Source organism: Cupriavidus sp. GW823-FHT07A04, assembly GCF_058794615.1.
Window position 1 is genome coordinate 20,805 of the sequence record NZ_JBXAHA010000017.1, and the last position, 20,952, is coordinate 41,756.

Here is a 20,952-nt window from a genome sequence, read left to right on the forward strand (position 1 = left end):
ACCTTTCATTCGAGACCCCATGCTCCTCGCCTCGCACCGCAACGCAGTCCGCCGCCATGCCATGCATGCGGTGGCAACGCGTGCGTGCGCGGCCAAGGGCGGCGTGCGCTCGCTCCGCGCCACAACGGCCGCGGTCAACACCTATGGTTTCGCCGCCGTGCTTTTCCAGGCCGTGCGGGGAAACCAGGACACACCAGCCAGGTCCTGACTTTCCCCGCACGGCACTTTGCCTGAGGGCGCGCATCGCGCCCCTTGTCCAATGTGCAACCTGGGAGAAAAGCCATGTCTTCGTCTTCGATCTATCACAAGACCCTCTGTGCGATCGGCACCGTCGCCGTCGTCTACTTTCTCATCAATCTCTGATTGAGCACGGGGCCACGGCTTAGCCGTCGCCCCGTCATGGCCCTGCACGCCTTTTTCCTGCCGCGGCGCGTTCGCGGCATTCACTTCGCACGCCTTCATCGCCATGGAGCTCACCAAGAATTTTGTCAAAGCCAAGCGCCCCTGCGCCGATGGCTACCGCTGGTTCGTCCGCAATCGCCAGGGCGGCAGCGACTACCAGCACCTGCTCGACGCCCTCGTCGATGACGGCCGCGTTGACGACGCCTGCTGGCTGCTCACACAGTTCGGCCCCACCGATGCCGTACTCGCCGTGGACAGCATCGACGCCGATGCCGTGGTCTTTGCCGGCTCGCTGGTGGTGCGCGGCTGCATCGACGTCGGGACCACGCTGCGCGCCGGGGGCAGCATCCAGGCCGGCGGCGGCATACGCGCGGGCCGGGCCATCGTGGCCGGTGACAGTCTCGCGGCGGCCGGCGGCATCCATAGTGGCGGCGTGCTCGAAGCGGGCGGCGATATCAAGGCCGCATGGGGCATCGACGTGCAGGACGCGATCACCGGCGGCGGCAACCTCAAGGCCGGCTGGGATGTGCTGTGCGGCGGCAAGATCGCGCTCGCCGGCAGCGCGGTGGCCGGGCAGGACCTGATCGGGCAAGCGGCCATTCACTGCGGCAAGAGCATCCGCGCCGGCGGTGTCATCGATGCGCGCCACACCGTGCGCGCCGGCCACGGCATCGAGTGCGGCGCTTCCATTCGCTGCGGCATGCATCTGGAGGCCGGCTGGGGCATCAAGGCGCTCGAGGCCATCGTTGCCGAATGCGCCATCAAGGCGGGCGAAGGCTTGCAGGCGGGCGACGAGATCCGCGCGGGCATTGGCTATGGCGTGTACGCCGGCCTGGATGTCAGGGTCGATGCGTGGCCGGCTTGCGCGAAGGTGCTGGCGGTGCGCAAGCCCGAAGGCCTGGTGAGCGGGTGGTGGGAGGAACCTGCCATGTGCTGATATGCCACCGCACGCCTTGCCCTTGTTCCTTCACCGTTCTCGCGTTCTCATCATTCTCACCCTTCACTTGGGAGATAAGCAATGTTCTACAAAGTCTTGCTGGTCCTGGCCTTCTTCATGGTCGTGGTGTTTGCCCTGGCACGGGGCTTCCAGCACATGCCGGTCTAACCGCCGCGCCTCCAGGAGAAAGAACGACATGTCCATCATGGCGCCGGCCATGGCGCTTCCGTGGTTTGCGCGCAGGCTAGAGCTGCGCATCGATGTCAGCCACCGCCCCGCCGAGCTCGACCAGGAGTTCGGTTCCATCTACGGCCGCCTGCACCGGCCGGGCGACCGCCTCCACGGCATCCCGGCAATCGCCACCGACGCGCCGGAGCTGGTGATCCGCTACCGCGAGGCGGATGGCGAGTACTACGTCTATGTGGAGGACGTGGCGCGCAAGCGCCTGGCGGGCTACACGGTCTTCAACCGCTTGATCGAGGTGGGGCGGCGCGCCGACCTCTACCTGCGCGCGCCGCACTCCAAGTACGAGACGACCTACCAGCGCCGCGGGCTGGCCACTGCGATCTACCGCTGGGGCCTGGACGCCGGCCTGTGCCTGATAACGGGCGCGCGGCAGTCCGCCGGCGCCAATGCCTTGTGGCACTCGCTGTCGAAGGACCATGTGCTGGGTTATGTGGACCTGCGCTACAAGACGCTGACCTATCTCGGGCAGGAAGTCAGCCGCGAAGTGCATGACGACCTGCACACGCGCATGATCCTGCTGGGCAAAGGCTGGAGCATCGAGCGGCTGGCAGCCGTCACCGGCATGCTGTAGAGCCGCGCTGGCGCCGCTTGTCGGGTTGATGAAAACCGGAATCGCCCGGGCTAATTGTTTCGCGCCGAAACAACTAGCCCGGGCGAATCGCTGATTTTTACGAAGTCGCATCTCAAGTTACAAATATGTTGCAACTTAAGCACTTCTCGCCTCTCCAGATTTCCCCGGATGCGTCGTAATCTTCAAACGTGCCAACCGGCGCTGCAACCCAATAGGAAATCATGTCCGAACGCCTCATCATGCTTGACGTCCCCGGTGTCCTCTATTCGAGCCGCTCCGAGGCTCGGCTGGGCGGAATCCCCGATACCGGCACCTTGCGCGACGTCCGCTTCTTCGATCCCGTCGCGCTCGGATTCGTGCGGCGCCTGTTCGGCCTGGCCGGTGCGCGCGTGGTGGTATCCGAGGCATGGCGCCGCGGCGTGCCCGCCGCCATCCTGCAGCAGCTCGACCTGCAGGTGGAAGGCATGACCCCCGACATACCCGGCGGCCACGCAGCCCGTATCGCGGCCTATTTTGCGCACCGCCCGGCACCGCAGGCCTTTGCCATCCTGACCTGCGACACGGCATCGATGCAAGACCCGCAATACGCGCACCTGCTGCCGCACGTGGTCAGTGTGAATCCGGCCGAGGGCCTGACGCCCGCCAACTTCAAGCAAGCGCTGGATATGCTTGGCGTGGCGTGCCCGTCTACCCTGTGCCTCGACACGCAGCCCGACGCGCGCGTGGAAGCCCGGCTGGAGCGGCTGCGCCGCCTGGCCAAGGAAGCGCCCGCGCGTTTCGAGGTGGGCACCGTTGCCGCGCCCTTGCTGCAAGCCGTGCCAACGCTTGCGCTGCCGGCGCGGCGCACGGAAAAGCTGCTCGCACACGCCTGATACGCTGCACGCCGATGCAAGCCGGCCCCGGCCGCGGCGCGCCTCTTCGGCGCGTAGCGACCGGGGCCGGCTTGGCTATCAGGCGACCGGGCTACCCCGGGCTGTCCGCCTTCTGGCTGAACACCAGCACCAACCCAAGCACGATCGCCACCATGCCTGCCAAGCTCAGCGCGGCAAGGCGATTGCCCAGGAAGAGGTAATCCATCAGCGCGGTCACGGCCGGCACCAGGTAGAACAGGCTGGTGACGTTGACCAGGTTGCCCGCCTGGATCAGCCGGTAGAGCAGCAACGTGGCGCCCACCGAAATCACCAGCGCGAGCCAACCAAGCGACAGCGCGAAGCCCGCCGAGGGCACCACCGCCATCGGCTGGAACGGCACGAACAACAGGCACAGCGCCAGGCCCGCGCCGTATTGCAAGGGCATCACGTCGAGCGGTGCTTGCCGGATGCGCTTTTGCAGGATGGCGCCGATCGTCATGCACGCCAGCGCGCAGAGCGCAAAGCCCATGCCCGGCAGCGAGATCCGCGCCACCGCTATCCCCTGGTAGACCACCAGCACCAGCCCACCCAACGCCACCGCCAGGCCTGCCAGCCGGCGCGAGGAAAAGCGCCGCTCCACCAGCAGCAAGGTCAGGATCGGCTGCACGCCCAGCAGCGTGGCCAGCACGCCCGGCGTCATGCCGCGCGCCAGCGCCAGCAGGTAAAAGATCGAATACGCGCCGGTCAGCAGCAGCCCGGAGCAGACCACCTGCACGCGCGTGCCTGGCTGCGGCAACCAGCGCCGCCGCCAGGCCGCGAGCACCAGCAGCACGGCCAGCGCCAGCGCAAAGCGCGCGGCCAGCAAGGCAAAGGCAGAAGCGTATTCAAGCCCGAGGCGCGCAAAGATGGCGCCGCTGCTCCATAGCAGCACGAAGAGCGTTGTCGAGCCATGCGCGCTCAGTGCGTGTTTGTTCGAATCCATGGGTTTCACCTGTCACGGTAATCCGTAAAACTCCGGCGCGCCCCGGCACACTGACGCCGCGCGGACGCGAACGCGCCCTGGCGTCAGGCGGGAACCAGCCGAAGAAGGAAGAAGCCGAAAAAAGACGGGCTGACGATCAGCCCAGCACGGCTGGGGGCGGCGGCGCAAGGCCGGCCCGCGTGCGCGGCGCAGAAGTGACAGGTGGTGCGAGCGGTACGAACGGTACAAAGGCGGCGCACGGCCGCGCCGCGCCCGGACGGGTCGCGATGGCGGCAAAAGCGTTGTGCACAGCGTGATGCATGGGAATCCGCAAGTAGGCTGGGGCGGAGAAACAAACAAGCGCCCGGGTCCCGGAGGACCGCATAACGTTACACCACGTCAATTCGCATGGCAATGCTGTCCGGTCCGCGGGCGGTCTTGCAGGCCTAGGTGAGCGGCTCGCGATCCACCGCTAGCCGGCTAGCCACGGCAAACAGCCACATCGCCAGCAAGGCCAGCCCCCACAGCACCAGCACCCGGCCCGCCGCCAGTTGCTCGTCGACCAGGTAGGTGCTGCACAGTTGCGACTCCGCCTCCTGGTACAGCAACCCGGCGCTCAGCATCATCCAGGCGCCGTTGATGACAAAAAAGCCCTGCACCACGGGGCCGGCGGCCTGCCACGAGGCGCGCGCCAGCAGCCCCGCCAGCACCATGCTCGCCACCTTGGCCATGCCCATGGGGCTCGCCAGCGTGGCTGCGTCCAGCGCCACCGGCAGCATCCAGTAGCTGACGATGCACCACGCTGCCAGCAGGCCCGGCAGCCCCGCCGCGTTCCATGGCGCCAGCCAGGCCGCCAGCCGCGGCCCGGCACAGCGCGCCGCCCACCAGCCGGCAAGTGCCAGCAGCGGCAGTTCCAGGCCCATATGCCTGGCCATGGTCGCCTCCAGCCATGGGCGCAACAACGCGGCCACGGCCAGCATCAAGCCGGGCAAGCAGGCTTGCCAGCCAGGTGCAAGCAGCACCTTCACAGCCGGCTGCGCAGCACGTCGGCCAGCGCCAGGTCCGGCCGCTCCACGTCATAGGCGGCAGCCAGCCGGCCTTGCGCGTTGACCAGGAACAGCGCGGCATTATGCGAGTAGCCGCCCAGCCCATCGGGCAGCACGACGATGCCGAAGGCGTCGAGCAGGCCGCGCAAGCGCGCGGGCTCGGCCACCGTGGCGAAGGTCCAGATGGCAGGATCGGCGCGCAGCGTGCGTGCATAGGCCCGCAGCACGGCAGGCGTATCGCGTGCCGGGTCGAAGGAGAGCGTCAGCAGGCGCACGCGGTCCTGCAGGCCGCGCTCGCGCAATTGCTGCTGCAGCCAGGCCTGCCCCGACGCGCTGGTGCGGCAGATTGCCAGGCATCGGGTATAGACGAAAGTCACCAGCGTGACGGGCCTGTCGCGCTTGCCAGCGCCCTCGCCCTGCGGCATGGGGCCGCCAAAAGCGAGCTGCCGGCCCGCCTGGTCGAACAAGGCCAGCGCCGGCAGCACGCGCGGGGCGCGCGCCAGGTCCAGGCGCCGGGCGCCATCGGCGCTGACCGTGCGCAAGCCGCGCGTCGTGGCGAACACCGCCGCACCGGCCAACACCAGCACGAGCGCAACCATCGCCAGCGTCTTGCTCCACGCACGCGTCATGGCTTGGGGACACCTCCCGTGGCCATGAATGCCTGCAGCGCGTCGCCGCCGTGCCAGGGCGTCTTTTGCGCGACGGAAGCCGCGCGCGCCGCCGCGATCTGCGCGGCCTCGACCGGCGCAGCGCCATTGCCCCACTGGCTGCGGATATGCGTGGCCAGCGCCGCGATCTCCTGGTCGGAAAACTGCTCGCCAAAGGCCGGCATGGCGCCGTTGTAGGTGGTGCCGAGCACCTCCAGCGGGCCAGTCATGCCGTGCAGCAGGATCTGCGCGAGGCGGTCCGGGTCGTCGTTGACCCAGGGGGAGCCTGCCAGCGGCGGGAACACGGCGGGAATGCCTTGCCCGCTGGCCTGGTGGCAAGCCTGGCAATTGGCGGCGAACAATAGCTTGCCGTCGGCGACGCGGCCCTGCCCGGCCGGCGCTGCCAGCGCGGCCAGGTCGCGCCGGTCGCCCAGCGCGGCGCTGCCGTCGGCGCGCTCGATCAGGATGTAGCTGATGGCCCAGACCAGCAGGCCGCACACCAGCGCCAGCACGATCTTGGGCACCGGGTTGTGCTGCTCAACGGGATCGGCGTTCTCTGTCTTATGGGCTTGCGAGGGCTTCATCGTGGCTGGCTTGCGCGCCGGGCGCGCGTGGCGCCGGCGGGCTGGAGGTGGATTGAGAAGAAGCGACCGCACCGAACGGGTTGGACGGCGCGCTCGAAACGGATGCCAGCGTGGCGCGCTGCGGCGGCTGGCTGGTTGCGCCCGCCGCTGCGGCCTGCTCCACCACCGGGTAGGTGTGGCGCAGGCCAATCAGGTAGGCGACCAGGTCCAGCGCCTGGGGCGTGGCCACCACCACCTTGCCCGGCGGCACCGTGCCGCCGGGCAGCGCGACCACCTTGTCGCTCTTGCCAACGGCGCCTTCCGGCTTGAGCTCGAACAGGAACGGATAGCCCGGCATGATGCTGTCCGCCACGTAGGCGCGCGGCTGGTAGAGATGGCCCAGGTGCCAGTCGGCGCTCGGCTGGCGCACGCCGATATTGAACAGGTCGGGGCCGGTGCGCATGGTGCCAAGCAAAGGCGGGCTGTCATAGTGATAGTCCGCCGCCACGGACGGGCGCCCCCAGCCACGCGCGCCGTCGGCGCGGCCCGCGCCGGTGGAGCTGGGCTGCTGCGTATGGCAGGCGATGCAGCCGTTGGCGAGATACACCTCGCGCCCGCGCAGCTGCTCGCTGGTGTAGGGAGCGAGCGCCGCCGGCGCGGGCACATCCTTGAGCTGCAGGAAGGGCACCACGATCATGGCCGAGGTGGCGAGCGAGAGCGTGACCATGGCCCCGCCCACAAGTTTGAGTTCGTTTTCCATGTTCAGGCAGCCGCTTGGGAAACCATGCGATCGGTCTGCGCCAGCGCCGAAGGACGCAAGACCATCAAGGCAAAGTGAAAGGCAAAGACCAGATGGCCGAGCGTCATCAGCGCGCCGCCCAGCGAGCGCCCCTGCAGCCAAGGCAGCGTGACCGTCACCGATTCCATGAAGGGACGTGCCGGGTCCAGCAGCGCCAGGCCCTGCAGCACGCCGCCGATGCTCAGCGTGATGAGGTAGGTGGAGAAGCCCGCCACCACCAGCCAGAAATGCAGCGAGATCAGCGCGGGCCGGGGCCACGGCGCGTCGACGATGCGCGGCAGCGCGAAGTAGATGCCGCCGAAGATCACCATCGACACGAAGCCGTACATGCCCAGGTGCGCGTGCGCCACCGTGAAATGCGTGAAGTGCGTCACCGCGTTGAGCGAGCGCAGCGCCTCGAACGAGCCCTGCACCGACGCCAGCGTGTACATGATGGCGCCGAACACGATGAAGCGCAGCGTGGCCGAGTGGCGCAGCGCGCCAAAATTGCCCTTGAGCGTCAGGTGCTGGTTCACCGAGAACGCGGTCACCGGGATGATCATCATCACGCTCTGCACGATCGACAGCGTGATCAGCCACGGCGGAATCGGGCCGCCGATCAGGTGGTGCGCGCCGACCTGGCCATAGAAGAACGCCAGCGTCCAGAAGCCCAGCAGCGACAGGTTATACGAGCGCACCGGCCGCCCGATCACCTTGGGCAGGAAGTAATAGACCGAGGCGAGCGACAGCGGCGTATAGAACAGGCCCAGCACGTTGTGCCCGAACCACCAGTTCATGGTGGCCTGCTCCACGCCGAAATGCACGCCCGGGATCTTGGCCACCACGTACAGCACCGGGAACCAGAACAGGGCCGCGCCGATGTACCAGACCGACACGTACAGATGATGCACACGGCGCTTTTGCAGCATGAACGCCAGCGGCAGGCCGATCATCATCCCGCCCAGCGCGAACAGCAGGCCCACCTGCCAGGGAATCTCCAGCCACTCCAGGCCGGCGTTGATGCCCACGGCAATGCTGCCGAGCCCCGCCACCAGCCCCGCATTCCAGACCAGCGCGCCGATCATGGCAAAGCGCCCGCCCAGCAGCGGCGTGCGCAGCAGGCGGGGCAGCATCCACAGCGTCAGCCCGAGCAGCCCCATCGGCGCCCAGCCGTACGCCACCGCGTTCAGGTGCAGCGTGCGCAAGCGGCCGAAGGAAAGCCACGCCTGCCCGGTCAGCAGGTCGGGCATATGCAGCTTGAGCGAACTAAGCAGGCCGGCGGCGGACGCCACCACCAGCCAGACCACGGCACAACTCAGCATCAGCAGGGCCGGCAGGGCGCTGGAGCGATCGGCCTCATGCCGCGCCGCCAGCTCCGCCTCGAGATCGGCGCGCGCGGCGGCGGTCGCGGCAGGCGCCTCCCGGCTGGACGCGGCGCCCACCCAGAGCGCCTGGCGCTGCGCCGCATCGCTCGACGGCTCCTCGGGCTGGCCGACCTCGCCGGGCGCAAAGATGGTGCGCGCACCGGCGGCTTCGAGATCGAACAAACCCTTGCGCAACGACCAGATGAAAGCAAACAGGCCACCAACCGACAGCAGGAAGGTAGCTAACAACAGACTCGTGGGATCCATGGATTTCCTTGCACTTCCCATGACGGCGCCGTGGCGGCCGCGGCTTAGAGGCCATTTCAAAACGATTCTGGCGTCGTTGCGCGGCCTTGCCGTACCGCTTGTACTGCCTGCGGCCGCGCGCCTAGCCAGAACCGCTTCGCTTCATTTTGAAACAGCCTCTTAAGGACAGCACTGAATGCTAAGGAGACAAGGCCGGCCCGAACAGGATCAGATCGGATCGATACAACCGGATCAGAGGGATTCCGGCGTGACATGTTGCCGCAGCAAATCTGCCACATTGGAATATCCCCATGCGCTGTGTCGTGCATCGCGCCGATACGATACAGTTGCCGGAAATCGGACATACGCCAAACAGTGGATCGCCAATGCCGCCCAGCAAGCCAGACACCCCCCAGCTAAAAGACGGGGAAGCCACGCCCGGCACGCTCTACGAAACGCTGGCCGACGATATCGCGCACTCGATCCAGGCCGGCACGCTGCGGCCCGGCGACCGCCTGCCCTCCGTGCGCCAGGCCAGCGCCAGCCGCGGGCTCAGCCCCTCCACGGTGTTCCAGGCTTACTACCTGCTGGAAGCGCGCGGGCTGATCATCGCGCGCCAGCGCTCGGGCTACTTCGTGGCCAGCACCAGCCGCGTGCTGCCGCCCGAGCCCGAGGCCGCGTCGCAACCGGCGGACGAATCCACCACGCTGAATGTCAGCGAACTGGTCTTCGACGTGCTGGCGTCGGCCAAGCAGCGGGAGCTGGTGCCACTCGGCTCCGCGTTTCCCAGTCCGCTGCTGTTTCCGCTACCGCGCCTCGCCAAGTCCATGGCGGCAGTCGTCCAGCAACTGGACCCTTGGAGCTCGGTGGACGACATGACGCCGGGCAACGCCGGCCTGCGCCGCCAGATTGCCCTGCGCTACCTGATCGACGGGCTTACCGTGCACACCGACGAGATCGTCATCACCAACGGCGCGCTGGAGGCGCTGAACCTGTGCCTGGCGGCCGTCACGCGCCCGGGTGACGCGGTCATCATCGAGTCGCCCACCTTCTACGGCGCGCTGCAGGCGCTGGAGCGCCACGGGCTGCGCGCCATCGAGGTGCCCACGCATCCGCGCGAAGGCATCGAGCTCGACGCCCTCGCCCGCGCGCTGGAACGCCACCGCCCGAGCGCGTGCTGGCTGATGACCAATTTCCAGAACCCGCTGGGCAGCCTGATGCCCGACGACAAGAAGCGCGAACTGGTGCGGTTGCTGGCGCGCTTCGAAGTGCCGCTGATCGAGGACGACGTCTACGGCGAGCTGTACTTCGGCAACAAGCGCCCCACCCCGGCCAAGGCGTTCGACACGCAGGGGCTGGTGATGCACTGCGGGTCCTTCTCCAAATGCCTGGCGCCGGGCTACCGGATCGGCTGGGCCGCGCCCGGACGCTTCGCGCGCGAAGTGGCGCGCGCCAAGCTCACCAGCACGCTGACAGTGGCGGCGCCAACGCAAGCCGCTATCCTTCACTACCTGGAGAAGGGCGGCTACGACCGGCACCTGCGGCAGTTGCGCCAGGCGCTGATGCAGCGGCAGGATGCCTTCGCGCAGGCCATCGCGCGGCACTTCCCGCCGGGCACGCGGGCCACGCGGCCGGCCGGCGGTTACTTCCTGTGGATCGAGATGCCGGCCGGCACCGACAGCCTTGCACTGCACCGCTATGCGCTCTCGCATGGCATCAGCATCGCGCCCGGCCCGATTTTTTCCGCGCATGGCGGCTTCCGGCATTGCTTGCGCATCAACTGCGGCCACGACTTCGACGACCGGACCGACGCCGCGCTCGCCACGCTAGGCCGGCTGGCCAGGCTGACTATGCAGTAAAGGCCGCGCCGCACCTGCCTTACAATGCGCGGCCCAATGGAGAACACAAAATGGAATCCCGCCTGACCGAACTAGAAATCAAGGTCGCCTTCCAGGACGACCTGCTCGACACGCTCAATCTCGCCGTGGCACGCCAGCAGCGGCAGATCGACCTGCTGCAGGAACAGCTCCAGGCGCTTTACCAGCAAATGCGCTCCAGCGGCACGGGCGGCGGCGAAAACGGCCCCCAGCACGAACTCCCGCCGCACTATTGATAGTGCGCATGGCCGGCGGCCAGACTGGACAATTGAACAAAGCCGGCGCAGGCGCGGTCAGAAGGGATAACGCGCAAGACGCCAACCTGGAGGCACCGCAGCATGCCGACGACGCAACGCCGCACCCGGCCCCGCAAATCCCTGACAACACGCAAAGCCGCCGCCGGCGCGCTTGCCATGCTGGTCGCCGCCAGCGCCTGGGCCGGCTATAACGTCTGGACCGGCGACTACACATTCTCCCGCCAGGAATTGCAGGACGCCGTCGACAAACGTTTCCCGGCAAGGCTGCGCTACGCCCAGGTGCTCGACGTCCAGCTGACGCATCCGCGCCTGCTGCTCGACGAAGCCAACAACCGCGTGACCACGCAGATGGATGCACAGGTCAGCAACACCTTGCTGCCCGCGCCACCGATCAACGGCACGCTTTCGCTGAGCAGCGGGCTCAGGTACGACCCGGCCAAACGCGCCGTGCTGCTCGACAATCCTTCCGTCGAACGCGTCCAGGTTGCCGGCATGCCGGCGCAATATGGCGAGCAACTGAACGCCATCGGCGCCGTCGTGGCGCAGCAACTGCTGCGCGATTACCCGCTCTACACGTTCAAGCCGGAAGAATTGCACGTTGCCGGCAAAGACGTCGAGCCGGGCGCCATTACCGTGCTGGCCGACGGCATCAAAGTCCAGGTCAATACGCGTTAAACGCAATACGTACCCCCTATTCGCATCCAATGGCGATGCCGTCGCCGTGCAAAACATGTTGTATCCGCGCACGCATTCATACCAGAAATTTGCGCAGTTAATTCACGCCGCGCGAGCAATGTCGCGCGACCGGTTATACTCCGCGCTCCACAACTAACGGGTAAATACAAATGGCCGTAGCAAAGAAAGTCGCAACCAGCGCAGCAGCAAAGACCAAGCCGGCAGCCGCCAAGAAGGCAGCAGTTCCCGCGAAGAAGGCCAGCGTGCTGGCTCGCGAACTGGCCGCTGCAAAGAAGGGCCTGCTGAAGCTGCGCGCTGATGCAAAGAAGGCGATCGAAACTGCTAAGCGCGAAATCAAGGTCGCAGCTGAAGCCGCCAAGAAGGCCGTGCTGGCTGAGAAGCAAGCCGCCAAGGAAAAGCTGGCTGCACAAAAGGCCAAGGCCAAGCCGGCTGCGAAGAAGCCGGTGGTGAAGGCTGCCGTGGCAAAGAAGGCTGCAAAGCCGGCCGCCGCCAAGAAGGCAGCAGCTCCCAAGGCAGCAGCACCGAAGGCAGCTGCTCCGAAGGCAGCAGCACCGAAGAAGGCCGTCGTGAAGGCAGCCCGCAAGCCGGCAGCGCCGAAGAAGGCCGTGGCCGTCAAGGTCGAGGCAGAAGCGCCTGTCGCCGCGAAGTAAATCGCGCAAGGGCCAGCGCGGCAGGTGGCCCGGACATGCGCGCGGTAATCCGCGCCGTGCTCCGGTCCCCGCCGCGCACCACTTTTGTGCGAACTGGCTGGCGCCCTGCAGGGCCAGCCGGACAGATCCAGACAATATCCCCGGTTATTCAAGACGCCCTGGCCGATCGGCATTTCCCGATTAGCGCCGCCCGGCTTCGCCTGTCATTTCCCACATTTTCCGCATTTCCACATTCCACGCATTGCCCGCCAGGACGTTCGCCGCGTCTTAAGCCAACGCTTAACGCTGCATGCGCAAAGACAATGCGGCGAAGACTTAGCCCCACTCCGCGCCAGCCCTCAATCGCGCTTTGTCGAATTTCGGCCACGCATTGCACGCGGCCCAATCCGCTTGCGTTCGGCGATGAAGTTCCTATTTTCGGAATACCAGGCTGAAATTATTGGCCGGCATCGGGATTGGCTCGTCCATGCGAAAGCCCTCGGCCTCGCCCAGCGCCGCCACATCTTCCATATTGCGCACGCCCCAATCGGCGTTCGCGCTGCGCAACTGCGCATCAAAGGCGGCATTGCTCGGCGCGGTATGTTCGCCGTTGCGCCGATACGGGCCATACAGGTAGAGCACGCCGCCGGCTGGCAGCAAACGCCCGGCCCCGGCGAACAGCGCCTCGGCCGCAGACCATGGCGCGATGTGGATCATGTTGATGCAGACCACCGCCTGCGCCGCCTCGATGCCCCAGGGCTGCTGGCGCACGTCCAGCACCAGCGGCGCGAGCACATTGGCCAGCCCGGCATGCTCGGCCCAGCCCGCGATCGACTCGCGCGCCGCAGCGTCGGGGTCGCTCGGCTGCCAGGTCAGCCCCGCCAGCGCGGCGGAGAAATATGCGGCGTGCTGACCGGTGCCACTGGCGATTTCCAGCACCAGGCCGCTCTGCGGCAAGACCCGCCGCAGCACGGCCAGGATGGCGTCGCGGTTGCGGTCGGTGGCCGGCGCCATGCGGCGCGCGTCGTGTTGGCCGTCTTGGTTCGGCATCTTTTTGCTCCTGTTGGGCTGTGGGTCTGGGCATGGGTCTGGGCCGCGGTGGCGCGTTGGCCCGGCGACCGCTCAATACCGCAAGCGTAGCAGGCATGACCGGTCCCGCGCCCATGTTGCCTCAGCCAATCCGCGCCGGTGGCCCGAAACGTTCCCGGTATTCGCCTGGGGTGACGCCGATGCGCTTGAGAAAGGCACGATGCAAAGCGTCCACACTACCAAAGCCCGCGCGCTCGGCGATACGCTCCAGCCGCCAATCCGAGCCCTCCAGCAGGGCTTTGGCACGCTCCACGCGCGCGCACTCGACGAAGCGGGCAGGCGGCTCGCCGGTCTCCCTGGCGAATGCACGCGCGAAGGTGCGCTCGCTCATGCCTGCGCGGGCGGCCAGCACCGGCCCTCTCAGGTCGCCCCTTGGGTCGTCGATAATGGCGGCCAGCAATGCGCGCAACCTGGGCGTGGCACTGCACTGCAGGCGCAGGCCGGTACTGAACTGCGACTGCCCGCCGGGGCGCCGCAGGAACAGCACCAGCTCGCGCGCGACCGCCAGCGCCACCTCGGGACCGCAATCGGCCTCGACCAGCGAGAGGCACAGGTCAATGCCGGTGGAAACGCCGGCCGATGTATAGAAGGGGGGATCGGCGACGAAGATCGCGTCCGGCTCCACCTGAATCGCGGGGCGCAATGTCTTCAGCAAGCCACAAGCGTTCCAGTGCGTGGTGGCACGGCGCCCGTCGAGCAAGCCGGCCGCGGCTAGAACAAACGCCCCCGTGCAAACGCTGGCGATTCGACGCGTACGCCGGGCGCGCGCCTGCAACCAGGCTAGCAGGTCCGGGTCTGAGGCGGCGCGGCGCAGGCTCTCCTCGCTGCCGCCACCGACCACCAGCGTGTCGATGCGCTCCGGCAAGTCGGCAAGCGCAACCGCGCCGGCCAGGCGCAGGCCGGCATGTGTCCCAAGCTCGCCACCGGCTTGCGTGGCGAGCCTGACCTCATAGGGCTTGCGGCGGCCCGCGGGGCTATGCAAGTTCGCCACCGCGAAGACCTCCATCGGCCCCACGACGTCGAGCGACTGCACGCCCTCGAAGCCGAGCACTACCACCTTTCGTGTTGTTTGCTGTAGATAAGCCATGGCAAAGAATGCGGCAATTCTGTCCTTTTTGCCAGTCCCGGCGGAGGGTAAATTCGATCCATGTGCATCTGGTACGAAACGCACCAACCGAGGACACCATGCAGTACGCCATCATGACCCGCCTTGCCGCGCTCGCGCTGTGCACTTGCTCGCTGTGCGGCTGCCTCAAGCCCGCCGCGCAAAACCCCGCTTCGACTGAACCCGAAGAAGCACGCCACGCCGCATCCGCGGCGTCTACCGGTGTGCCGGCGACGCTCACGCTGCCCGCGCCGAAGGCCGGCCACGCGCGACCGCTGGTAGCCATACTGGCCGACAACGCCGGCACCGAAGTCACCGATTTCGTGATTCCGGTTGGCGTGCTGCGAGAGGCAGGCGTGGCTGACGTGCATGCAGTATCGACCGGCCCCGGCACCGTCACCTTGATGCCGGCCCTGCGCGTGCGGGCCGACCTGACAGTGGCGGCCTTCGACGCCGCCTTTCCTGAAGGCGCCGATATCGTGATCGTGCCGGCGATGCATCATGAGGACACGCCGGCCACGCTAGCGTGGCTGCGCGCGCAGGCAGGACGGGGAGCGATCATCGTGGCGGTCTGCGAGGGCGCGCGCGTGGTCGCGAGCGCCGGACTGCTCGATGGCCGCTCGGCCACGACACATTGGTATGCGATGAGCCGTGTCGCCGCAAAATTTCCAGCCACCCACTGGGTGGGCAACAGGCGCTATCTGGCCGATGGCAACGTTGTCACCTCGAGCGGCGTGACTGCCTCGCTGCCGCTGTCGCTAGCGTTGGTCGAAGCGATTGCCGGCCAACAAGTGGCGGCGGCAACCGCAGCGCGCCTCGGCGTGACGGAGTGGAGCCCACGTCACGATTCGGCCCCCTTCAAGCTAGGCGCCGCGAGCATCGGCATCGCACTCTCGAACCGCCTCGCCTGGTGGCGGCACGAGGCCATCGGTATCACCGTGGCAGCGGGCTTTGACGAGATCGCGCTGGCGCTGCAGGCAGATGCCTGGTCACGGACCTATCGCTCCGCGGCGCTGACACTTGGCACGGCGGCAACGCTGCGCTCGCGCCACGGACTCTGGCTTGAGGCTGACACCATCACCACGCGCGCGGACGACAAGCCAACAACCAGCCGCCATGACTTGCCGCCATACGCTGGTTTGCCGGCGGCGGCGCTGGATGCTGCCTTGGCCGGAATCCAGGACCGCTACGGCCACGCCACCGCGCAATTCGTCGCCCTGCAACTGGAGTATCCCCGCCCGCGCTAGCCAGCTCCCGCGCGAATGAAAAAAAAGGGCCCCCGATGACAAAGTCATCGGGGGCCCAACAAAGCGCCGGGGTAACAGCTGTCCCGCGCTTACGCCTTAGTGGTCTTGACGCTCGTGGTATCGGCCGTCAGGTACCCGACGGCGGCGCCAAAGCGGTCCTTGTAGTTGGCGCGCACCAGCGGATCCAGCGTAGCCTGGACCTTGGCGTGCAGGCCGCTCCAGTCGCCCGCGTGCTGGAAGTTGTTCATGATGTACGTCCAGCCGTTGAGCTCGTCCACCGCATGCAGGCCGGTGGATTCCGCGCCAGCCGGGGTCGAGAGCACGCGCGACAGCCTCTTGGTGTCTACGTTGTAGGCCCACAGGAAGTTGTTGACGTGCTGGCCGCTGTCCTCGCCGATGAACAGGGTGCGCAGCTTTTCCGAGAATTTGAGGTTGTCCGGGTTGGCGATCTGGTCCGGATCGGCGGTGTTGCCGAGTGCGTCCGCGCTGATGTCCTTGCCCACGATCAGCGCCTTGGTATGCACCGGCACCCATTCGCTATTGATGGCGGCGCCGCCCAGATCCTTCTGGCCGCCGGCAAGATTGTGCTGCATCACGCCGCCGGCGTTGAGCGGCGCGGGGATCGTGATGTTGCTCTGTGCGTTCCAGCCCTTGGCGTTGTTGACGACCATCGAGTCGATCATGTTCTGCAGCGCGGAGTAGGCCACCTTGTCCTTGATATTGACGGTGGTGCCTTCCATCTTGGTGAAGCCCATGCTGCCGCCCTTGAGGTAGGCGTAGCGATGGGTTTCCAGGAAGGCCGCGGCCTTCTCCTTGCCCGGGTTGACCTTGATCCAGTTGGCGGTGCCGCCAACGAAGATCTTGGTGAAAGTGGGGTCCGAGGGGTCGACCGTGCGCACGTCCATGATGTCGGTGGGCAGGTTGGACTTGGCCATGGCCTCGACTTCGGCGCTGGTGGCGTGTCCCAGGTTGACCCACGTCAGGTCGGCACCGGGGGCGGCCGGGTCGATGGAGAAGCCCGCGCCCACCTTGGCCACGTACAGCGTGCCGGCGGACAGGTCCTTCTCCTTGTCGGCCACGAACATGAACAGGCCGCTGTTGGTGGCGTCGTCGCCCATCAGCACCGTGCGGTTGTCCGGCATCACATGCACCAGCTCGTGCGAGATGCGGCCCATGCAGAAGTGCTTCTTGATGCTGGCGGTGCCGTCGGCATTGACCGTGACTTCAGGCATGTGGCCATAGAAGTACGGGTTGGCCACGACGCTTGCGGTGCCGAGCAGGTTCTTGCTGAACGCCAGGAACTGCGCGTTGGTGCTGGCCGTGAAGGCGTCCGGCTCGTACTCCTCGCTCGACAGGTGGGTGTTCCACGGCGACAGGCTGGCGCCGCAGGTAATCCACAGGCCATTGACCGACGAAGTATCGACGTTGTGGTACTTGACCAGCGTCAGCTTGCCGGTGGCGGGGTCCTGGTCCAGCGTCAGCACGCCGATCGGGGACGGCAGGCGGCCGTAGGCGCTCGCGCCGGCCTGGTCACGCGTGGTGTACTCGAACTGGACCACGGCGAAGACCGTGTTGCCCTTCACGCCGGCCACCTTGGCGCCGTCGATCTTGAGCAGCGAGGTGCCGTCGGGCGAATCGGAGTAGAACTGGCGTTCCTTGCCGGCCACCGATTTGTCGATGATCGGCTGGTTGTTGATGTCGAAGTAGCCGCCGGCGAGGATGCTGCCGCCCTTGCCATCCGGGACCATGTCGCCGGTGATGAAGAAGGGCTGGTAGGCCAGCTTGTAGGTTTGGCTGCTGCCGTCGCTGAACGATACCTTCAGGCTGGAACCCACCGTGGTGGTAGCCATCGCGGCCGCGTTCGTCAGCGCGGGCGCGGCCATGCCGGTGAATTCGGCGGTCGTAAACGTAGCGCCGGCAGGCGTGACGGGCGTCGGCGCCGGAGCCGTTGCGGCTACTGCGTCGCCATCGCCACCGCAACCGACCAGAAAGGCGGTAGCGCCAAGGCCCAGCGGCAGCATGGGGGCGCCAGCCAGGAATTTAAGCGCCTTGCGGCGGGATGCGTCCGGTTTGTCGAGCATTCTTCTTTCCCGTTTCGTTATGTGAAGGATTAGGCGGCGCGCCATGCGCGCTGCCATGCAGCGCGCTCGTGGGGACAACCGCGCGGCGTTCAGGCCGATGCGTATCCTATGAATGATTTGTTACAGCTTGTTTAAACTGACTGAACTTGCAGACATCCAGGAGGCCTCTCGCACAATCCGGGCGGCCGGGCCGGCTGCGGTACACTGGCGCAGGCCCCAATCCGGTGCCCCGATTCCTTTAGCTTTCAGCCCGCCGGCGCCGCGCATCGCGCGCCGTGACGCGGCCCAACCCGTGCCGACCTACACCCTCGCTTCTCCCGTCCAGTCAGACCTGGAAATCCGCAAGAGCCGCTTCATCGGTTTTGCACTGCCCGTGCCCGACCGCGCCGCGGCCATGGCCGAAGTGGCGCGCCTGCGCGCCGACCACGCCACCGCCACCCATGTCTGCTGGGCGCTGCTCGCGGGGGGCCAGTCGGGCATGTCTGACGACGGCGAGCCATCCGGCACCGCCGGCCGGCCCATGCTGGAAGTGCTGCGCCACCATGAGCTGGAAGGCGTGCTGGCGGCCGTGGTGCGTTATTACGGCGGCGTCAAGCTGGGGGCGGGCGGGCTGGTACGCGCCTATACGGACGCGATTGCGGTGGCGCTCAAGGATGCGCAGCGCATCGAGCGCATCGCCTATGCGGAGCTGGTTGTGGAGGTGGACTACGCCGACGAAGCCCGCGTGCGCCGCTGGATCGAGCAGGAGAGCCACGAGCTGGCGCATGCCGAACACAGTGCTGCCGCCCGGCTGACCATTCGGCTGCCGGCCAGCCTGCTGGCACCGGCCCGGGCCGCGCTGCGCGACGCCACCCATGGCCGTGCGCGCTTTCCCGAAGCGGACGAGGGGCAAGCGCAGTCATGAGCCGCGACATCACCGCAGCCCCGGTGGTCCCGGCAGCGTTTGTCGCCCGCCTGGAGCCGCAGGGCAGCACCTTTCCCGCCCTGCCCACGCAGACGCTGCTCGAAGCCGCGTTGCAGGCCGGCCTGAAATTCCCCAGTTCCTGCCGCAACGGCACCTGCCGCACCTGCCTGTGCCGGCTGGCCGCCGGGCGGATCGGCTACCGCATCGAGTGGCCGGGCGTGAGCTACGACGAGCGCGACGAGGGGTTCATCCTGCCGTGCGTGGCGTACCCCGAGAGCGACGTGGTGATAGAAGCGCCGCAATTGCCCTAGCCAGGCACAGGCGTCAGGCGGCCACCTTGCGCACCCGCCTTGGCGCGGCACGCTGGCGCGCCGCCAGGCACTGCATGAAGAACTGCCACGCGATCCGCAGTGCATCCGGGCCGGACGGATCGGCAAAGGCCTGGCTGGACGGGCCGCCGCTCCACGCGTGCCCCAGCCCTTCGATGCGCACCAGCCGGATGTAGGGCTCGCCCTCGCTCGACCAGGGAAAGATGCTGTAGGCACGGCGCTGCCCACGCTGGACCCGGCGCGGCTTGGCCAGCACGGGCGGCTGCGGCAGCAGTTGCTGCCAGAGGGCAGCGCTGGCCAGCGCGTTATCGAAGTGCACCACATGATCGGCATCGCCGTGCAGCAGCAACAACGGCGGCGGGCGGCGCCCCGCTAGTTGAAACCGCGCCGCGTCCACATCCGGCTGGCCCTTGCCGTGCATCACGCGCGCCGCCTGCGCGGCGTTGGACGCGCTGAGCGGCACCGCCCCGGAATGCGAGCCGACCGCGACAAAACGGTCCGGGTAGCGCAGCCCCAGTATCACCGCCATGGCCCCGCCCGCCGACAAGCCGAGCGCGAAGACGCGTTCGCGCCGAACCGGCTGCTGCTGGCAGACATGCTCGACGATTGACATCAACAGGCTGGCCTCTGCCACCACGCGCGCCGCGGAGCGGAACCAGTTCCAGCAGCGCTGGGCGTTGGCCTGCGACGATTGCTCCGGCATCAGCACCACGCAGCCCGCGCTGCGCGCCAGCGTAGCCGCGCGGGTGCAAGCGGCAAAGCTGGCCGTGTCCTGGCCACAGCCGTGCAGCAACACCAGCAAGGGCGCGGGACGCGACGCGCTCACGCCCGGTGGGATAAACAGCCGGTAACGGCGCTGCACGAGCGGCCCCAGCCCCCAGCTGCCTTCCTCCCAGCGTCCGCCGCCACGGCTGACCGGCGTTGGCACCGGCGAGGCAACGCCGGTCAGCACGCGCTGCGCCGCCTTGCTCATCGCCTCGCCCTGCCTGACCGCTGAACGGATCGCGGACTTCGTGACCGTGCGCTGCGCACGCCGGACATTGCGGGTGGCGATCTTGCTCAGGGTATTCCAGAGCTTGGTGCCGCTGCGATTGCGTCGTGTCATCGGCGATATGCCATTGGCGGCATCTCCAGCGCGGGGTTGCGGGAATGCGCGGCCTGCGGTGCGCATCCGGCTTGGATGCGCGGTGTTTCGCCGCGGCGCAGCAGCCAGTATGCCGCGCGCAAGGACGTGCTGTCAGCCCGATTGCGTGCAAACCGCGCCACGTGGGCGCATTCCTACAGCACGACGCGGCACGCATCCGGCAGCGGCACCGGCGCGTCGCGCGCAACCCCGAGAGAATGCGCCTTCGCCTCCATCCCGATCAGAACAACCCGCGCAGCGCCAGCTCGGCCCCGAGCAGCAGCAGCCCGCAAAAAAACAGCTTGCGAAAACGCGCCGCGCTGATGCGATGGCGCAGCCACTGGCCGATGAACATGCCGGCCAGCGCCGGCACCAGCGCCAGCAGCGACGCCCCCAGCACCGGCGTGTGCAACAGCGCGCCATGCATCGCCAGGCTCACCGCGAGCGCGATGGTGGACACCGTGAACGACAAGCCAAGCGCCTGCACCAGCGTCTCGCGTTCCAGGCCCAGCCCCTGGATATACGGCACCGCCGGAATCACGAACACGCCCGTGACCGCCGTGATCGCACCGGTGACCACACCGATCAGCGGCGCCAGCCAGCCCTCGGCGGCCGGCGGCACCTTGGGGTGGAAAGCCACCAGCCCCAGCACCGCGTACAGCACCAGCGCCGCGCCCAGCCATGCGGTGGCATGCACCATCAGGCTGGGCGGCAGCAGCGCGGCGGCCAGCCACGTGCCCACGCAGATCGCGGCCAGCAAGGGCCACATCCGCCGCGCCAGCTCTCCAAGCCGCGGCCCGGTGTAGAGCTGAACGACGTTGGTTACCATGGAAGGCGCGACCAGCAGCGCGGCGGCCTGCGCAGGCGGCATCGCCAGGCCCAACAGCCCTACCGCCACGGTAGGCAGCCCAAGCCCCACCACGCCCTTGACCAGGCCGGCAAGCAAGAAGGTAAAGCCGATCAGCGTGGCCTGCCCATTCAGGAAAGTCGACTCCATGCCGCC

General features: G+C 67.5%; 21 protein-coding genes and 1 pseudogene. 11 read left to right on the forward strand and 11 right to left on the reverse strand.

Going from position 1 to position 20,952, the window contains the following annotated elements:
- The first annotated feature begins 19 nt into the window (after positions 1-19).
- From AC1Q7Q_RS27160 to AC1Q7Q_RS27175, 4 genes are all read left to right on the forward strand, one after another.
- Complete coding sequence (locus AC1Q7Q_RS27160) at positions 20-208, forward strand: hypothetical protein (RefSeq protein WP_492374496.1); 189 nt, start codon at positions 20-22, stop codon at positions 206-208.
- Positions 209-466: 258 nt separating this feature from the next.
- Complete coding sequence (locus tag AC1Q7Q_RS27165; RefSeq protein WP_492374495.1) at positions 467-1,339, forward strand: hypothetical protein; 873 nt, start codon at positions 467-469, stop codon at positions 1,337-1,339.
- Between the two features lie 196 nt (positions 1,340-1,535).
- A complete protein-coding gene (locus AC1Q7Q_RS27170) occupies positions 1,536-2,156 on the forward strand; it encodes an N-acetyltransferase (protein ID WP_492374494.1) in 621 nt (206 codons plus the stop codon).
- A 221-nt stretch (positions 2,157-2,377) separates the two neighbouring features.
- Positions 2,378-3,028: an HAD domain-containing protein gene (locus AC1Q7Q_RS27175; protein WP_492374493.1), complete on the forward strand. Its 651-nt coding sequence runs from the start codon at positions 2,378-2,380 to the stop codon at positions 3,026-3,028.
- Positions 3,029-3,119: 91 nt separating this feature from the next.
- Here the strand turns inward: AC1Q7Q_RS27175 and AC1Q7Q_RS27180 are convergent, their stop codons facing one another.
- The 6 genes and pseudogenes from AC1Q7Q_RS27180 to AC1Q7Q_RS27205 form a co-directional block, all read right to left on the reverse strand.
- A complete protein-coding gene (locus AC1Q7Q_RS27180; RefSeq protein WP_492374492.1) occupies positions 3,120-3,989 on the reverse strand; it encodes a DMT family transporter in 870 nt (289 codons plus the stop codon).
- 425 nt (positions 3,990-4,414) lie between these two features.
- Positions 4,415-4,996 carry a hypothetical protein gene (locus AC1Q7Q_RS27185; RefSeq protein ID WP_492374491.1) on the reverse strand — a complete coding sequence of 194 codons (582 nt, stop codon included), beginning with the start codon at positions 4,994-4,996 and terminating at the stop codon, positions 4,415-4,417.
- The gene (locus tag AC1Q7Q_RS27190) at positions 4,993-5,643 is read right to left on the reverse strand and encodes an SCO family protein (protein ID WP_492374490.1); all 651 of its coding nucleotides are present in this window, start codon (positions 5,641-5,643) and stop codon (positions 4,993-4,995) included. The genes AC1Q7Q_RS27185 and AC1Q7Q_RS27190 overlap by 4 nt, the downstream gene beginning before the upstream one ends.
- Positions 5,640-6,245, reverse strand: coding sequence for a c-type cytochrome (locus tag AC1Q7Q_RS27195; RefSeq protein WP_492374489.1), 606 nt, complete (start codon positions 6,243-6,245; stop codon positions 5,640-5,642). The genes AC1Q7Q_RS27190 and AC1Q7Q_RS27195 overlap by 4 nt, the downstream gene beginning before the upstream one ends.
- 136 nt (positions 6,246-6,381) lie before the next feature.
- Positions 6,382-6,984, reverse strand: a pseudogene (locus tag AC1Q7Q_RS27200) (cbb3-type cytochrome c oxidase subunit II); the annotation flags it as partial.
- Between the two features lie 2 nt (positions 6,985-6,986).
- Complete coding sequence (locus AC1Q7Q_RS27205) at positions 6,987-8,633, reverse strand: cbb3-type cytochrome c oxidase subunit I (protein WP_150985172.1); 1,647 nt, start codon at positions 8,631-8,633, stop codon at positions 6,987-6,989.
- A gap of 365 nt (positions 8,634-8,998) precedes the next feature.
- On the opposite strand from AC1Q7Q_RS27205, the gene AC1Q7Q_RS27210 reads away from it, so the two are divergent.
- The 4 genes from AC1Q7Q_RS27210 (at position 8,999) to AC1Q7Q_RS27225 (ending at position 12,092) form a co-directional block, all read left to right on the forward strand.
- Entirely contained in the window at positions 8,999-10,471 is a 1,473-nt protein-coding gene (locus AC1Q7Q_RS27210) for an aminotransferase-like domain-containing protein (protein WP_193692215.1), read from the forward strand.
- 50 nt (positions 10,472-10,521) lie between these two features.
- Positions 10,522-10,725 (forward strand): SlyX family protein, encoded by a 204-nt coding sequence (locus tag AC1Q7Q_RS27215; RefSeq protein WP_043357297.1) that lies wholly within the window; start codon positions 10,522-10,524, stop codon positions 10,723-10,725.
- A gap of 177 nt (positions 10,726-10,902) precedes the next feature.
- Positions 10,903-11,421, forward strand: coding sequence for a DUF1439 domain-containing protein (locus AC1Q7Q_RS27220; RefSeq protein WP_254615466.1), 519 nt, complete (start codon positions 10,903-10,905; stop codon positions 11,419-11,421).
- 170 nt (positions 11,422-11,591) lie between these two features.
- Positions 11,592-12,092 carry a fumarate hydratase gene (locus AC1Q7Q_RS27225; RefSeq protein WP_492374488.1) on the forward strand — a complete coding sequence of 167 codons (501 nt, stop codon included), beginning with the start codon at positions 11,592-11,594 and terminating at the stop codon, positions 12,090-12,092.
- A gap of 411 nt (positions 12,093-12,503) precedes the next feature.
- Here AC1Q7Q_RS27225 and AC1Q7Q_RS27230 read toward each other — a convergent pair whose 3' ends face one another.
- Positions 12,504-13,121: a DUF938 domain-containing protein gene (locus AC1Q7Q_RS27230; RefSeq protein ID WP_309407482.1), complete on the reverse strand. Its 618-nt coding sequence runs from the start codon at positions 13,119-13,121 to the stop codon at positions 12,504-12,506.
- A 121-nt stretch (positions 13,122-13,242) separates the two neighbouring features.
- Entirely contained in the window at positions 13,243-14,247 is a 1,005-nt protein-coding gene (locus AC1Q7Q_RS27235) for a GlxA family transcriptional regulator (RefSeq protein WP_492374487.1), read from the reverse strand.
- A gap of 98 nt (positions 14,248-14,345) precedes the next feature.
- Here AC1Q7Q_RS27235 and AC1Q7Q_RS27240 point away from each other — a divergent pair, with 98 nt between their 5' ends.
- Complete coding sequence (locus AC1Q7Q_RS27240) at positions 14,346-15,512, forward strand: DJ-1/PfpI family protein (protein ID WP_492374486.1); 1,167 nt, start codon at positions 14,346-14,348, stop codon at positions 15,510-15,512.
- 89 nt (positions 15,513-15,601) lie between these two features.
- On the opposite strand, the gene AC1Q7Q_RS27245 is transcribed toward AC1Q7Q_RS27240, so the two are convergent.
- Positions 15,602-17,593: a PhoX family protein gene (locus AC1Q7Q_RS27245; protein ID WP_492374485.1), complete on the reverse strand. Its 1,992-nt coding sequence runs from the start codon at positions 17,591-17,593 to the stop codon at positions 15,602-15,604.
- Positions 17,594-17,885: 292 nt separating this feature from the next.
- On the opposite strand from AC1Q7Q_RS27245, the gene AC1Q7Q_RS27250 reads away from it, so the two are divergent.
- On the forward strand, positions 17,886-18,497 hold the full coding sequence (locus AC1Q7Q_RS27250) for an IMPACT family protein (RefSeq protein ID WP_492374484.1): 612 nt from the start codon (positions 17,886-17,888) through the stop codon (positions 18,495-18,497).
- Positions 18,494-18,808 carry a 2Fe-2S iron-sulfur cluster-binding protein gene (locus AC1Q7Q_RS27255; RefSeq protein WP_492374483.1) on the forward strand — a complete coding sequence of 105 codons (315 nt, stop codon included), beginning with the start codon at positions 18,494-18,496 and terminating at the stop codon, positions 18,806-18,808. The genes AC1Q7Q_RS27250 and AC1Q7Q_RS27255 overlap by 4 nt, the downstream gene beginning before the upstream one ends.
- A 13-nt stretch (positions 18,809-18,821) precedes the next feature.
- Here AC1Q7Q_RS27255 and AC1Q7Q_RS27260 read toward each other — a convergent pair whose 3' ends face one another.
- Both AC1Q7Q_RS27260 and AC1Q7Q_RS27265 read right to left on the reverse strand, forming a co-directional pair.
- Complete coding sequence (locus tag AC1Q7Q_RS27260; RefSeq protein WP_492374482.1) at positions 18,822-19,931, reverse strand: extracellular catalytic domain type 1 short-chain-length polyhydroxyalkanoate depolymerase; 1,110 nt, start codon at positions 19,929-19,931, stop codon at positions 18,822-18,824.
- A 259-nt stretch (positions 19,932-20,190) separates the two neighbouring features.
- The gene (locus AC1Q7Q_RS27265) at positions 20,191-20,946 is read right to left on the reverse strand and encodes a sulfite exporter TauE/SafE family protein (RefSeq protein WP_492374481.1); all 756 of its coding nucleotides are present in this window, start codon (positions 20,944-20,946) and stop codon (positions 20,191-20,193) included.
- Between the last annotated feature and the right edge of the window lie 6 nt (positions 20,947-20,952).

Excerpts from the sequence above, each read along its gene's own strand:
- AC1Q7Q_RS27190 (WP_492374490.1), bottom strand. The coding sequence starts at position 5,643 with ATGACGCGTGCGTGGAGCAAGACGCTGGCGATGGTTGCGCTCGTGCTG.
- AC1Q7Q_RS27195 (WP_492374489.1), bottom strand. The coding sequence starts at position 6,245 with ATGAAGCCCTCGCAAGCCCATAAGACAGAGAACGCCGATCCCGTTGAG.
- AC1Q7Q_RS27205 (WP_150985172.1), bottom strand. The coding sequence starts at position 8,633 with ATGGATCCCACGAGTCTGTTGTTAGCTACCTTCCTGCTGTCGGTTGGT.
- AC1Q7Q_RS27240 (WP_492374486.1), top strand. The coding sequence starts at position 14,346 with ATGCAGTACGCCATCATGACCCGCCTTGCCGCGCTCGCGCTGTGCACT.
- AC1Q7Q_RS27225 (WP_492374488.1), top strand. The coding sequence starts at position 11,592 with ATGGCCGTAGCAAAGAAAGTCGCAACCAGCGCAGCAGCAAAGACCAAG.
- AC1Q7Q_RS27210 (WP_193692215.1), top strand. The coding sequence starts at position 8,999 with ATGCCGCCCAGCAAGCCAGACACCCCCCAGCTAAAAGACGGGGAAGCC.
- AC1Q7Q_RS27245 (WP_492374485.1), bottom strand. The coding sequence starts at position 17,593 with ATGCTCGACAAACCGGACGCATCCCGCCGCAAGGCGCTTAAATTCCTG.
- AC1Q7Q_RS27215 (WP_043357297.1), top strand. The coding sequence starts at position 10,522 with ATGGAATCCCGCCTGACCGAACTAGAAATCAAGGTCGCCTTCCAGGAC.
- AC1Q7Q_RS27220 (WP_254615466.1), top strand. The coding sequence starts at position 10,903 with ATGCTGGTCGCCGCCAGCGCCTGGGCCGGCTATAACGTCTGGACCGGC.
- AC1Q7Q_RS27260 (WP_492374482.1), bottom strand. The coding sequence starts at position 19,931 with ATGACACGACGCAATCGCAGCGGCACCAAGCTCTGGAATACCCTGAGC.
- AC1Q7Q_RS27175 (WP_492374493.1), top strand. The coding sequence starts at position 2,378 with ATGTCCGAACGCCTCATCATGCTTGACGTCCCCGGTGTCCTCTATTCG.
- AC1Q7Q_RS27160 (WP_492374496.1), top strand. The coding sequence starts at position 20 with ATGCTCCTCGCCTCGCACCGCAACGCAGTCCGCCGCCATGCCATGCAT.
- AC1Q7Q_RS27255 (WP_492374483.1), top strand. The coding sequence starts at position 18,494 with ATGAGCCGCGACATCACCGCAGCCCCGGTGGTCCCGGCAGCGTTTGTC.
- AC1Q7Q_RS27235 (WP_492374487.1), bottom strand. The coding sequence starts at position 14,247 with ATGGCTTATCTACAGCAAACAACACGAAAGGTGGTAGTGCTCGGCTTC.
- AC1Q7Q_RS27170 (WP_492374494.1), top strand. The coding sequence starts at position 1,536 with ATGTCCATCATGGCGCCGGCCATGGCGCTTCCGTGGTTTGCGCGCAGG.
- AC1Q7Q_RS27230 (WP_309407482.1), bottom strand. The coding sequence starts at position 13,121 with ATGCCGAACCAAGACGGCCAACACGACGCGCGCCGCATGGCGCCGGCC.
- AC1Q7Q_RS27165 (WP_492374495.1), top strand. The coding sequence starts at position 467 with ATGGAGCTCACCAAGAATTTTGTCAAAGCCAAGCGCCCCTGCGCCGAT.
- AC1Q7Q_RS27180 (WP_492374492.1), bottom strand. The coding sequence starts at position 3,989 with ATGGATTCGAACAAACACGCACTGAGCGCGCATGGCTCGACAACGCTC.
- AC1Q7Q_RS27265 (WP_492374481.1), bottom strand. The coding sequence starts at position 20,946 with ATGGAGTCGACTTTCCTGAATGGGCAGGCCACGCTGATCGGCTTTACC.